The sequence below is a fragment of the Nonlabens sp. SCSIO 43208 genome, from assembly GCF_050703575.1.
Lineage (GTDB): Bacteria > Bacteroidota > Bacteroidia > Flavobacteriales > Flavobacteriaceae > Nonlabens > Nonlabens tegetincola.
On the sequence record NZ_CP065365.1, the window covers coordinates 617,148 to 631,161 of the forward strand.

A 14,014-nucleotide genomic window follows, 5' to 3' on the forward strand; every position below is an offset into this window, starting at 1 on the left:
TATTTGACCTGTTAAACGGAATTTTTATTGGAATTATTCCAAAATAAGATTTATTATGTGTGGAAGAGCAACTTTACTATCGTCACAAGCAACATTAGAAAAACGATTTAATGCAAGATTTGCTAGTAAAATACCATTAGTAGAAAATGTAAACATAAGCGCCGGTGACCTCATACCTGTAGTTACATCTAGTAACCCACATCACATACAAATGTTTACATTAGGATTTACTCCACACTGGGCACACAAGCAAACTTATATGCTTAATGCTCGTGCAGAAGGAAGTAACAATAAAGAAAACAACAGTCAATATGATGGAGCACTAGGTATATTCCAGAAACCTATGTTTCGTAAAGCGATAAAAAGCCAGCGTTGTTTAGTGCTAGTCGATGGTTTTATTGAAGGACCTAAACACCAGAAACTAAATAGACCTTATTTTATTTATCCAAATCAAAATCAAGGTCCATTTGCACTAGCTGGTATTTACGACATATGGCAACATCCTCTTACAGGTCAATTACATCACACAGTAGCGATAGTAACCACAGCTGCAAACCGTATCACAAAACGTATCGAGCATCACCGCGCTCCTTTAGTCCTTACAAAAAAACAAGAAGAGCTCTGGCTAGACACAGATCTAGATGTAAAACAATTATCATCAATTATGAAGCCTTTTGACCCTAAAGGTTTTAACGCATATCCTATTTCTCAAAAAATTAAAAATCCAAAATCTAACGGTTTAGACTTATTAAAACCAATAGGAGATAAATTATTTATGGACTTTAATCGCAGTCCTTATGAAAAGTTGAAATACAAGGAAGAGCATTCTTATAGTATAAGAGAAGAACGCCTGGTTGAAGGGGATCAATTTGTATTGTTTTAATCACCAATACCGTGAATGAAATGTCAATAGAAAAAATTAAATGTGAGGTTGCATCAAGGATTGAACAACTCATGCAGCACAGGAAAAAATCATTACTAGTAGCTCAACTTTTAAAACAAAATGTAAAAAGCTGGCCAGAAAAAGTTGCAGAGACTAATGAACTAGTTAATAAAGCTTACGAGGTCATCAACGAAGTATTGTTACAGCATCAAATCAAATGGAATAATGACCTAGAACGCGAGGGAATAATTAGTTATTTGGAACCTACAGTACATGACATTGTCATAAAAAACATGGACGATTAAAAATAAAGCTTCCTTTATAACACGAATTGCACCTCACAGGATTTCCTAGTGAGGTTTTTTAACCTCTAATTTTAAAGTAAAGACATAAATGTCAGTTCAAAAAAAACACATCATGCATTTAGATCTAGATACCTTTTACGTTTCTGTTGAACGCAAAATGGATTCTAGGTTAAAAACAAAACCTATACTAGTAGGTGGCACAAGTGATCGTGGTGTAGTAGCGGCATGCAGTTATGAAACTCGTGGTTATGGGGTACACAGTGGTATGTCCATGAAGCTGGCCCGGCAACTGTGTCCAGAAGCTATCGTTATCAGGGGTAATGCTGGTGTGTATTCAAAGCATTCAGACGAAATAACAGAAATAATAAAAGAAGAGGTTCCTCTTTTTGAGAAATCTAGCATAGATGAATTTTATGCCGATTTAACAGGAATGGACAAATTCTACGGCTGTTACAAGTTTGCTACTGAGATGAGGCGTAGGATTATAAGGGAGACTGGATTACCTATTTCATTTGGTTTGTCCATCAATAAAGTTGTTTCTAAAGTGGCTACCGGCGAGGCAAAACCTAACAATCAACTCATGATTGATTATGGTTTAGAAAAACCTTTTCTAGCGCCATTGTCCATAAAAAAGATTCCTCAAGTCGGAGATAAAACATATCAAACTCTACGTAACCTAGGAATCAAAAAAATAAAAACCATACAAGAAATGCCTAGTGATGTTATGCAAAATGTATTAGGTAAAAATGGTTTACTCATATGGCGTAGAGCACATGGTATAGACAACACGCCTGTTATTGCATTTAACGAACGTAAGTCTATATCAACCGAGCGCACATTTGACAAAGACACTATAGACGTAAAACGATTACACAGCATACTTACCGCTATGACAGAAAACCTAGCTTTTCAATTAAGACGTGGTGAGAAATTAACCGCTTGTGTGAGTATTAAAATACGTTACTCTGATTTTAACACCTATAGTAAACAGGTCAAAATACCCTATTGCAGTGCAGATCATATTTTGATTCCCAAGGTGCTAGAATTATTTAAACAACTGTACAATCGTAGGTTAAGAGTGCGATTAATAGGTGTGAGATTTTCACACCTAGTCACTGGCAACTATCAAATAAACCTATTTGATGATACAGAACAAGCACTCAATTTATACCACGCCCTAGACCACATAAGAGAAAAATATGGTGACCGCAAAGTAATACGCGCCTCTGGAATGGGTGCCAAAACTATAGGACGTATGATGAATCCATTCAATGGCTTACCACCCGTAGTACTAGCTCATCGCAAGCAATAAATAAGAAAAAACACAATCATATTAGGGATTAAGCTTCAGACAACATGTATTTAAACAATCACACCTATTACTCTTTAAGATACGGTACCTATGATGAGCAATCATTGATTGATTTAAGCTTACAATGTGGTGTAAAACATTTTGTGATTACTGATATCAACAACACTAGTGCTTGTCTAAATTTTGTAAGATTGTGCACCCTGCAAAACCTAAAAAGTATTGTAGGAATCGATTTTCGCAATGACAATAAGCAGTTGTATGTAGGTATAGCTCGTAATAATTTAGGATTTCAAGAACTCAACTCCTTTCTATCCGATCATTTACACAGTAAAAAAACTCTACCCGATAGAGCTCCTGTATTTAAACACGCTTATGTAGTCTATCCTCTAGAACGAGTGATGGAAATGGGAATAGTACGCTTACGCGAAAGCGAAAAAATAGGAATCTCAACAGCATCGATACGCAAATTGATTTTTACCAAGTATGCGAGCTACAAGGACCACCTTGTTATTTTACAAACTACAAGTTTTAGAAACAAAAGGGATTATAACGCACACAGATTGCTACGTGCTATTGATCGTAATCTTTTATTAAGTCAATTACCCGAAGATCAACAAGGACATCCTAACGATAAAATGATTCCCGTAGAAGAACTACAGGAGCATTTTAAATCATTTCCTGAGTTAATCGAGAATACAGAAAAGCTACTGCAACAATGCTCTATAGATTTTAATTTTGATAATGCCCAACTCAATGAAAATCAGCAAATTTTTACAGAAAATAAAGAAGATGATTTCAAGTTACTTAGTCAACTAGCACATGACGGGATTAACTTGCGATATCAGGACGTGGTTGACAAAACTGCTATTTACGAGCGCATTGAAAAAGAACTTACTACTGTAAAGCGCAAAGGTTTTGTCGCTTACTTTTTGATTAATTGGGAAATTTGCCGGTATGCCCGTGAACGTAATTATTTCTATGTAGGTCGTGGTAGCGGCGCAAACAGTATACTTGCGTATTTACTACAAATAACAGAGGTTGACCCTATAGATCTAGACTTATACTTTGAAAGATTCATTAATGACTACCGGACCAGCCCACCAGATTTTGATCTAGATTTCTCATGGGACGACCGTGAAGATATTACACAGTTTATCTTTAAAAGATTCAAAAACACAGCTCTATTAGGAACCTACAACACTTTTCAATTTAGAGCCGTAATAAGAGAATTGGGTAAAGTATTTGGACTACCTAAAAGCGATATTGACAAACTTACCAGCGGGCAACTACCTGCTCATGAAATGGACGATATGCACCGACTGGTTTTTAAGTACGGTAACCTTATACAAGGCATGCCCAATTATATAAGTATTCATGCTGGTGGTATTTTAATTACACAAAAAAATATTCATTATTACAGCGCTACCGACTTGCCTCCTAAAGGATTTGCTACTGTTCAATTTGACATGCACATTGCAGAGGATGCCGGAATTCACAAATTTGATATTCTGGCACAACGAGGTTTAGGAAAAATACGAGATACCGTGAGTATCGTTAAATACAACCAGCCAAATGCCAATATTAAGGATTTGAGAGCTTGTGTAAAAGAGTTTAAAGAAGATCCTGAGATTAATGCCATGATATCGCAAGCAAAGTGTATAGGCTGTTTTTATATTGAATCGCCAGCCATGCGCATGTTGTTGAGCAAATTGCGCACCCATGATTATTTAGGTTTAGTAGCAGCCAGTTCTGTGATAAGACCAGGAGTAGCGCAAAGCGGTATGATGAGAGAGTACATACTGCGTACTAGATATCCCGAGCGTCGCAAGCAAGCACACCCAATCATGTCTAGTATTATGCCAGACACGTATGGAATAATGGTGTACCAAGAAGACGTTATCAAGGTCGCTCATTATTATGCAAAATTAGATTTAGGTGCTGCAGATGTTTTACGTAGGGGAATGAGCGGCAAGTATAGATCTAGAGAGGAATTTAAAGCCGTAGAAAAACAATATTTTGACAATTGTAAAAAACATGGTCGTGACGATAAGCAAGCAAAAGAAATTTGGGAACAAATTAAAAGCTTTGCAGGATATGCCTTTGCCAAAGGACACTCGGCATCATATGCTGTTGAGAGTTATCAAAGTCTGTATTTAAAACGCTATTTCCCATTAGAGTACATGACAGCCACACTTAATAACGGCGGTGGCTTTTACAGACCAGAGTTATATGTTCATGAGGCTAAAATGTGTGGAGCAACCATAGAGGCACCTTGTATAAATAACAGTGATTTTCAGAATACTATAAAAGGAACAACCATTTACCTAGCCTTAGGTTACTTAAAAGAACTAGAAAAACGTACTATACAGCGCCTTCTTGAGAGTAGAAATTTTGATGGGCCTTTTAATTCATTTGACGATTTTATAAATCGAGTTCCTATAAGCGCAGACCAAGCGGCTATTCTAATAAGGATAAATGCTTTTAGATTTACGGGTTTAGACAGATGTATTTTACTGTGGCAGGCATACTTTAAACTCAACAAAAAAACCGCAGTTGATGTACAAAGTAAATTGTTTGCTCCACAAAATAAAAAGGTCAATTTACCGCAACTAAAAACTTCAAAACTAGAACATGCTTTTGAGCAAATGGAACTACTAGGTTTTCCGTTATGTTCCCATTTTGAACTTTTGGCTCAACAGCCCGACAACTATTTAACTCACAAAGATTTACCATCAAAAAAAGGTAAAACAATAACAATATACGGGTATGTAATTAACATTAAAACTACTCATACTTCAAATAGAAAACGTATGCAGTTTGGTACTTTTTTAGACCGTGATGGTGGTTTTTTTGATACCGTGATGTTTCCTCAAGTGGCTTCAAAATTACGCTTTCGCGGAAGCGGAATATATAAAGTCACCGGCAAGGTAGTAGAAGAATTTGACTTTTACTCTATTGAGGTCACACATATGGACAAAATGGATTATATCCAAGATCCTAGATACGCTGAAGACAACCCACAAACCATTCACAGGCTAGATAAACAAACCAGTTTGAGAGATCGCAGACTAGGTAATTCAACCGGAAAACGCAGTGATGAAGTAAACATGAATTAAAATGAATTACGAAAGAATCAAAGAAAAATTAGAAATCCTAGCTGATGCAGCAAAATACGATGTGAGTTGTAGTAGTAGCGGAAGTAAAAGGGCAAATAAAAATGGCGGATTGGGTAATTCCAACGGCACCGGGATTTGTCATAGCTATACGGAAGACGGTAGGTGTGTTTCGTTGCTTAAAATATTGCTTACCAACCATTGCATATTTGATTGTGCATACTGTGTTACTAGAAAGTCTAATGATATAAAACGAGCTGCTTTTACGGTACAAGAAGTAGTAGATCTAACGATAAATTTCTATAGGCGTAATTATATAGAAGGGCTGTTTTTGAGTTCTGGAATATTTAAAAATCCAGATACCACTATGGAGAGGCTTATAAGAGTAGCCAAAAAACTGAGAGAAGAAGAGAATTTTAACGGTTACATACATTTAAAATCTATTCCAGGTGCTAGCGATGAGCTTATGAAAGAAGCTGGTCTATACGCTGATCGTTTATCCGTGAACATAGAGATTCCTACAAAAGAAGGTCTTAAACTATTAGCCCCAGACAAGGATCATAAAGATTTTATACAACCCATGAAGGCGGTTAAATCTAACATTGAGATATATCAATCGGAGAAAAGATTAATAAAAAACACACCTATATACGCTCCTGCTGGACAAAGCACACAAATGATTGTCGGAGCAACAGGCGAGTCAGACAAGGATATTATGTATAGTGCTCATTTTTTTTACGAGAAATTTAAAATGAAAAGAGTTTACTACTCTGGGTATATTCCCGTAGCAGATGATAAAAGACTGCCTTCAATAGGTACTGCAGTACCCGTGATACGAGAGAATAGACTTTATCAAACAGATTGGCTACTTAGGTTCTACGGTTTTAATATCAAAGAGTTGTTAAATGAAGATCAACCAAATTTAGATATGGATATTGATCCTAAATTAAGCTGGGCACTACGAAACTTACATTTATTTCCTTTAGATATTAATAGATGTTCCAAGGAAATGCTATCGCGTATTCCCGGTGTCGGAATGAAATCGGTAAGAAAAATAATTAATGCACGTAGATATCGAAAGTTGAATTGGGAACATCTCAAAAAAATTGGAATCGCTTTAAACAGAAGTAGGTATTTTATTACATGTGATTCAACGTATTTTGAGAAAAAAGACCTTACTCCATTACAATTAAAAAATAAGATACTGCAAGAGAGTAGCAGTAAATACTCAACCCATCTAAATAATCAGTTAACCTTGTTTTCATGATTTTAGTATATGATGATACTTTTGACGGTTTACTTAGTGCAATATTCGACAGCTATCTTTATAAGCTTGATTCGATAGAAATTCGATCCGTCCGCGTCTATCAGCCTGAAATATTTAACGAAACCCAAGAAGTAATTACAGACGAGATAAAAGTAAAAAGACTTCAAAAAAAATTGTTGCAACTTTTTGGCACCTCTGGTTTAAACAAAATTTTTAAAGCTTTTCTTAGTGAGAGTCAGGATGTAGAAAATTTACTATTCTATATAATTAAAACAAGTATCTCTAATAACAAATCTAATTTAAATGATGCGGCTAATGACATTGTTCTAAGCTTTGATAAACTTGTAAAAAAAGTTCATCGAGAAAAACATCGTATGGAAGCCTTTGTAAGATTTCATTTGATTGAAGGAGATATTTATTATGCTAACATTGAGCCCGATTTTAATGTTCTTCCGCTAATTTCAAAACATTTTAAATCCAGGTACGCGGATCAAAAATGGATTATTTATGATCTAAAAAGATCTTATGGCATATTCTATGACCTAAAAACAGTTAAGGAAATAACAATTGATCTAACCACTCAAAATAAAAAAGGAATTTATAACACTATTCAGACTGGACAAGGAGATAAAAATTTACTCACCACTAAACAACTTAAAGAAAATAATTACACGAATCTTTGGAATCAATATTTTAAGAGTACCAACATAGAATCTAGAAAAAATTTAAAACTTCATATACAGCACGTTCCAAAAAGGTACTGGAAATACTTGAGTGAAAAAGTATAACTTTCACCCTGTTTTTAATCGATGAAAGGTGTAAATCATGGAGCAAATTTGATTTTATAACAAATTTTACTGTAGTTTTCTTAAAAAACATACATTTGTTAAATCAATTATCAAAATAAACAAAAAATGAAAAAATTATTAATGGGTGCTGCTGCACTAGCAATGATCTTTGCAGTAAGCTGTAAAGAAGTTAAAGAAGGAATGGAGGATGCGAAAGATGGTGTTGAAAATGCTACTGATAGCGCAAAAGAAGGACTAGAAGAGGCTGGTGAAGGATTAGAAAATGCTGCTGATAAGGCAATGGAAACTGCTGATGAAGCAATGGAAGACGCTAAGGAAGGATTAAATGAGGCTGGAGAGGCGATGGATAATGCAGCAGAAAACCTTGAAGGTGCTGCTAAAGAAGGAGTTCAAAAAGCAAAAGAAGGTATTAAAGATGCTGGAGAGGCACTAGAGCAGGCAGGTGATGATATGAAAAAAGCCGCTGGAGATGCTAAAGAAGGAATGAAAGATGCTGCCAAAAAAGTTACTGGTAAGTAAATTCTCAAACTTTAATTCATAAAAAAATCCGCTGGGGTTCCAGCGGATTTTTTTATTGGAAACATTTTTATTTTAATATAATAAAAAAGCTCCTGAAATTACAGGAGCTTTTATAAGTACTGAAGACGGGACTTGAACCCGTACGGGCATTACTGCCCATTGGATTTTAAGTCCAACGTGTCTACCAATTCCACCACTTCAGCATGGAAGTGCCCGCGGCACTGTTTAATTCGTATTAATCGAACTTAGAGCGAAAGACGGGATTTGAACCCGCGACCCTCACCTTGGCAAGGTGATGCTCTACCCCTGAGCTACTTTCGCAATTCATTTTGTTGATGAACAATCGACTTTTTCAAATCGGATTGCAAATTTAACAACTTTAATCACAAGTCAAAGAAAAAAATGAAAAATTATTAATCTACTTTGTTTTTACCAATCAACATCCTCTTTATTTCATTAAGTTTCATCAAAGCTTCTACTGGGGTAAGTGTATCAATATCAACCTGTAATATTTCATTTTTAATATCCTCTAACAACGGATCGTCTAGTTGAAAAAAACTAAGTTGCATTTCCTCATCCTGTAAAGCACTTATTGCATTTTGATCATCTTGCTGCTTGTGAGAGTGCTCTAACGTCTTTAGAATTTTATTTGCTTTAAGAATGACTTGCTGTGGCATTCCTGCCATCTTTGCTACGTGAATTCCAAAACTATGGTGACTACCGCCTGGAACTAGCTTACGCATAAAAAGAACCTTATCAGTAAGTTCTTTAACCTCAACATTATAATTTTTGATACGTTCAAATTTGTCCGTCATCTCATTAAGCTCATGGTAGTGAGTTGCAAATAAGGTTTTAGGTTTAAAAGGATGCTCGTGCAAATATTCAGTTATAGCCCAAGCAATAGAAATACCATCATAAGTACTAGTCCCACGACCGATTTCATCTAAAAGCACCAAACTATTTTCAGAGATGTTATTAAGAATACTAGCGCTCTCATTCATTTCTGTCATAAATGTTGACTCTCCTTGAGAAATATTATCACTAGCGCCCACACGGGTGAATATTTTATCTACAATTCCCATTTGAACATTCTCCGCAGGAACAAAGCTTCCTATTTGGGCTAATAACACTATAAGTGCAGTTTGCCTAAGAATAGCAGATTTACCACTCATATTGGGTCCAGTAATCATAATTATTTGCTGGGATTCCCTATCCAACCTAACATCGTTAGGAATATAAGGAGTATCTGCTGGTAGCATTTTTTCAATTACCGGATGACGACCACTTTTTATTTCCAAAACGTCTTCCTCCAGTAATTCTGGTCTAACATAATTGGAAATCATGGCATGATCTGCAAATGAGATTAAGCAATCTATCTTTCCTAATAACTGTGCGTTTAGTTGAATTGCTTTAATAAAAGGCATTATTTCTCTTACCACCTCTTCATACAATTCTTGTTGTAAAACATTAATGCGCTCTTCTGCACCTAAAATTTTACTTTCATACTCTTTTAATTCATCAGTAATATAACGCTCTGCATTTACTAGGGTTTGCTTTCTAATCCAGGTATCTGGAACCTTATCCTTATGAGCATTTCTCACCTCAATATAGTATCCAAATACGTTATTACTGCTTATTTTTAGACTTGAAATACCGGTTTCTTGAGAACACCTTTCTAGCATTTTATCAAGATATTCCTTACCAGAAGTTGCTAATTCCCTTATATCATCTAATTCCTTATGATATCCATATGCAATTGTGGTCCCTTTTAAAATATTTACAGGAGCTTCTTCATGTATAGCACTTTTTATAGTGTCTATCAAATGTAAACATGGATTTAATTGTTCGCCAATTATATTAAGTGCTTTGTTTCCTGCCGTTTGAGCAAGCTCTTTAATAGGCGCTACAGCCTCGAGACTATTTTTAAGCTGAACAACCTCTCGTGGACAAATTTTGCCTGTAGCGACTTTAGACACTAATCGCTCTAAATCACTCATTTGCTTAAGAAGATCCTTAACACTCTCACGTTGTTCTATTTGTTTTGTAAAAAACTCTACTACATCATGTCTACGTTTGATCTCCTGAATACTTTTTAGAGGAAAAGCCATCCATCTTTTCAACATCCTACCACCCATCGCGGTAGTGGTTTTATCAATCACATCAATTAGTGTGACAGCGCCTGAACTAAGCGCTTGATAAAGCTCCAGGTTACGCACAGTAAACCTATCCATCCATACGTAGTTATCATCCTCAATACGGGAAATGCTAGCTATATGGTCTATTTTGTTGTGTTGAGTTTCGGCAAGGTAATGTAGAATCGCTCCAGACGAAATAAGCGCAGTTTCTAGGTTTTCTACACCAAATCCTTTTAAAGAATTTACCTTAAAATGATTTAAAAGTGATTCTCGTGAATAATCTATTTGAAAAACCCAGTCTTCAAGATGGAAAAAAGGCAAGTCATAAGGAAACTTTTGTGCAAGCTCTTTCTTCAAGCTACGTGGCACGAGCAGTTCACTAGGGTTGAAGTTCTGTAATAATTTATCAACTTCCTCTTTATTACCTTGAGACACTAAAAATTCACCAGTACTAATGTCTAGAAAAGCAACACCGTAAATGTTTTTTGAAAAGGTAATTGCTGCTAAAAAGTTGTTCGATTTTGAAGACAGCACTTCATCGTTAAGCGCTACTCCAGGTGTAATTAATTCCGTTACTCCACGCTTAACAATACCTTTTACTGATTTTGGGTCTTCTAATTGATCACAAATTGCAACACGCTCACCTGCCCTTACTAACTTGGGTAAGTAGGTGTTTAAAGAATGGTGTGGAAACCCTGCAAGTTCAGTCTTTTCACCACCATTGTTTCTATTAGTAAGGACTATATTTAATATGCGCGCTGCTCTTACTGCGTCCTCACCAAAGGTTTCATAAAAATCTCCTACCCTAAACAACAATAAAGCATCGGGATACTTACTTTTTATCCTGTTGTATTGTTGCATTAATGGGGTAACCTTTTTTGCTTTTGAAGCCAAAACCTTTTTTATTTCTGATGAAAATCAAAGGTACAATTACGTGTCGTGATGCGCTATTCAACGCAGGTTCTTTTTTCCACATTTTGTAAAAAGCAAAACGTGCTGTTTTCTACTTCAATTAAACACAGTAGAAAGCTACAAACAGCACGTTTCTATTAAAACTCAAAATTCAACCCTTTATTTCCACGTGTAGCTCTTTTTTTCTGCTTGCTTTTGGATCGCCTTAAAAATGGCTGTTTCTAAGCCATTACCTTCGGCCATATTTTGCTCACTAATGTACTTTTCACGTTTTATGTTTAACCCAGCTATTTGATTTTGTAGTTGTTTTCTAGTTTTTAATTCCGCTTTCGCGAAAGCGACCACCTCATCCACACTTTTATTCTTAAGTGAATCTGGTAAAGTAGATTTATTTTCTTTTATAATCTTTTTCAAAAGCTTGTCATCACCTGCATTATCGACAAGATCCCAGCTCGCATTTTGGTAATTCGAAGACGATTTTGCTACCGATCTTTTTACCTGAACCTCTTCAGACACAACCATTGCCTCAACATCCATCTCAATTTGCAATTTTTGTTTTTGATTACCATAATCACCATAAGCGATATAGGTAGAGTTGAGTTGATTATTAAGTTCCAAAATTTTATCATCATAAGGTGTCGCGACATACACCGTTCTTTTATTAGCATCAATATTAGTGTACTCTCCATTACCTAGTGAAGCACCTTCTTTCCACTTGAGGTTTATACCCGTTTGATATTCACCACAAAAAATGGTGTTTACTGTAATATCTTTTTTTTGCGCATCAATGATACTCTCCTTAAACGAAATTGTTCCCTGTGTAAAAACTTCGTTTCCTGCGATAAAAATCATTTTAAGATCTTGTTTTCCATCACGCCATTCCAGTTTCTTTATAGAGTTGTCAATTACTGCTCCACAATACTCGTCACCGCCATTAGTGCGCAAGGCAAATAACTCTTTACTCAACATATCTAGATCTGTAGAAAAAGGTAACACCTGTCTGATGTAATCGTCTTTTTCAGAAAGGCCAGAATTCCCGTACTCATATAATGCAATCTCTAATCCTGCCTGTTGATCGTTACAATGAGCCGAAGTCATTTTATTGACCACATCCCACAGCTGAGATTTTGCCTGATTGATAAGTCCATCCATACTATTGCTCGTATCTAATAATAAAGCGATTTGAATGGTTGCTTTTTGGGATCTATCAACCGGTTGATCAATAGGTGCTTGTTGATTAATCGAAAGTCGCACCTCGGTTTCTTTTTTCTCGGCGTTGCATGCTATACTTATTAAAGCTAGTCCTAGCATCAATATTTTCTTTTTCATAGTTATTTATTTTTATTTATTAAGACCAGTCCATAGGGATGATATTTAATCTCCTCGCGCCATACACTGCCATACTTTTGATCCAAATAGGCAGCTATTGCGCAATTGTTTTTAGTAGCTTTTACTAACGATAGTGGATCAATAACACATCCCATTGATATAGAGCTAACTCCAAATTTATCTTCGAATTCCTTGACATCGTCTCTGGAAGGCGGCACCAAACCGTAAACAATGAACTGTTTAGGTAAGCTATCATTTACCACAATCGCCTCTCGCTCCTGTGCATGACTTAAAACAGTTGCTAGCAGGAATAGCATAATACACACATGTTTTTTCATCTTTCTATATTTTTAAGAATCCGGCATTTGTTTAATGTGAACTGGTCCATCTGGCGAGATCACATATACTTTAGGTTTAGGTGGTGCAGGTGCAGGTGGCGCCGGTTTAGGCTCCTTAGGTTTTTCTGGTTTTGGTTGATATCTTAAGCTCAAATCCATGCCCAGTTGTATTACAGGTTTTGATATACCTGCATTAACCACAACATCATATCCATCGTAAGAGATTGGGTCGTAGTAATAGGAAGTCGGTTTTTTTACTCTGGTTACTTTCTTTTTTTGAGCAGCTTCTACACTTACATTTTCGGCAGCTTGGTAACTGCGGTAATAATCCTTAGGCACGTGATAGTACTTTTTATCGGCCATGAAAACATCGTAGGTACTCATATCAAAACCTAATGCTTCATAATAATTCTTTTTTGCACTAACTTCTTCTAACAGCTTTTCTTGCAGTTTTTTATAGATCTCGTCTAGGTTATTCACATAGTAATCTACCTTGACTAGGTTATAAACCTCATTATTTGCACATGCAGTGAGAATTTTTTGAAAGTCATCGTCGTTTTTGTAACTAATCAATAGATTTTGTTGCAGCTCAAATCCTACAGGAACCTCGGTGTAAGTTTTGGAAAATAATTTTTTAGTAACCTCTATCTCATACTGCGGTACAAACGAGATCATATCCATGGAAAACTGTCCTGTGAATCCATCTTGTTTGAGAGCTGCTTTTATAGCATCTACTTTTTGATTCATTAAATCTGTTGCCTCCTGAGCACTTGCACCTACTTGGTTGATATTGAAAACCGCGGTATAATCTGTAGCTTCAATATTGTATAAGGATTTTAAATTTAAGGTAAGTACATTACTAGGTTGCAAGGGTTGAGAATGGTGGCGCTTTTGTTGATTGATATATCCGTTACCCATGGAAGTAGCAATATTTGCACGTGAGATATCCATTTGAACCGCTTGATTATTAAAATTTCCTAGGTGTTGGGCTGGTATAGCGCTGCATACAGCTAGAAAACAGATACATAGAATAGTTTTCATGTCAATTATTTTTATCAAATGTACCGGCTTGAACTACGTGTATCACAGTTA

General features: G+C 35.9%; 11 protein-coding genes and 2 tRNA genes. 7 read left to right on the forward strand and 6 right to left on the reverse strand.

Translation table 11 applies throughout. The features are described 5' to 3' along the window. Window positions 1-55: 55 nt before the first annotated feature. From I5168_RS03010 to I5168_RS03040, 7 genes are all read left to right on the forward strand, one after another. Window positions 56-883 carry an SOS response-associated peptidase gene (locus I5168_RS03010; RefSeq protein WP_431472381.1) on the forward strand — a complete coding sequence of 276 codons (828 nt, stop codon included), beginning with the start codon at window positions 56-58 and terminating at the stop codon, window positions 881-883. Between the two features lie 20 nt (window positions 884-903). Next, on the forward strand, window positions 904-1,188 hold the full coding sequence (locus I5168_RS03015) for a hypothetical protein (RefSeq protein WP_042276396.1): 285 nt from the start codon (window positions 904-906) through the stop codon (window positions 1,186-1,188). A gap of 88 nt (window positions 1,189-1,276) precedes the next feature. Then, the gene (gene dinB / locus I5168_RS03020; protein ID WP_105017725.1) at window positions 1,277-2,500 is read left to right on the forward strand and encodes a DNA polymerase IV; all 1,224 of its coding nucleotides are present in this window, start codon (window positions 1,277-1,279) and stop codon (window positions 2,498-2,500) included. A 44-nt stretch (window positions 2,501-2,544) separates the two neighbouring features. Beyond that, entirely contained in the window at window positions 2,545-5,616 is a 3,072-nt protein-coding gene (locus I5168_RS03025) for a DNA polymerase III subunit alpha (RefSeq protein WP_431472382.1), read from the forward strand. 1 nt (window position 5,617) lies between these two features. Further along, window positions 5,618-6,880 carry a putative DNA modification/repair radical SAM protein gene (locus tag I5168_RS03030; protein ID WP_167342873.1) on the forward strand — a complete coding sequence of 421 codons (1,263 nt, stop codon included), beginning with the start codon at window positions 5,618-5,620 and terminating at the stop codon, window positions 6,878-6,880. Next, a complete protein-coding gene (locus tag I5168_RS03035; protein WP_431472383.1) occupies window positions 6,877-7,668 on the forward strand; it encodes a TIGR03915 family putative DNA repair protein in 792 nt (263 codons plus the stop codon). The genes I5168_RS03030 and I5168_RS03035 overlap by 4 nt, the downstream gene beginning before the upstream one ends. Before the next feature lie 126 nt (window positions 7,669-7,794). Further along, complete coding sequence (locus tag I5168_RS03040) at window positions 7,795-8,208, forward strand: hypothetical protein (RefSeq protein ID WP_105017729.1); 414 nt, start codon at window positions 7,795-7,797, stop codon at window positions 8,206-8,208. Between the two features lie 117 nt (window positions 8,209-8,325). Here I5168_RS03040 and I5168_RS03045 read toward each other — a convergent pair. The 6 genes from I5168_RS03045 to I5168_RS03070 form a co-directional block, all read right to left on the reverse strand. After that, window positions 8,326-8,411: transfer RNA gene (locus I5168_RS03045), tRNA-Leu, on the reverse strand. A 46-nt stretch (window positions 8,412-8,457) separates the two neighbouring features. Continuing rightward, window positions 8,458-8,529: transfer RNA gene (locus I5168_RS03050), tRNA-Gly, on the reverse strand. 92 nt (window positions 8,530-8,621) lie between these two features. Further along, entirely contained in the window at window positions 8,622-11,237 is a 2,616-nt protein-coding gene (mutS, locus tag I5168_RS03055; protein ID WP_431472384.1) for a DNA mismatch repair protein MutS, read from the reverse strand. Between the two features lie 177 nt (window positions 11,238-11,414). After that, the gene (locus I5168_RS03060) at window positions 11,415-12,584 is read right to left on the reverse strand and encodes a vWA domain-containing protein (protein ID WP_431472385.1); all 1,170 of its coding nucleotides are present in this window, start codon (window positions 12,582-12,584) and stop codon (window positions 11,415-11,417) included. 2 nt (window positions 12,585-12,586) lie between these two features. Then, a complete protein-coding gene (locus I5168_RS03065; protein ID WP_431472386.1) occupies window positions 12,587-12,922 on the reverse strand; it encodes a hypothetical protein in 336 nt (111 codons plus the stop codon). 12 nt (window positions 12,923-12,934) lie between these two features. Further along, window positions 12,935-13,963: an SIMPL domain-containing protein gene (locus I5168_RS03070; RefSeq protein ID WP_338349853.1), complete on the reverse strand. Its 1,029-nt coding sequence runs from the start codon at window positions 13,961-13,963 to the stop codon at window positions 12,935-12,937. Window positions 13,964-14,014: the final 51 nt, after the last annotated feature.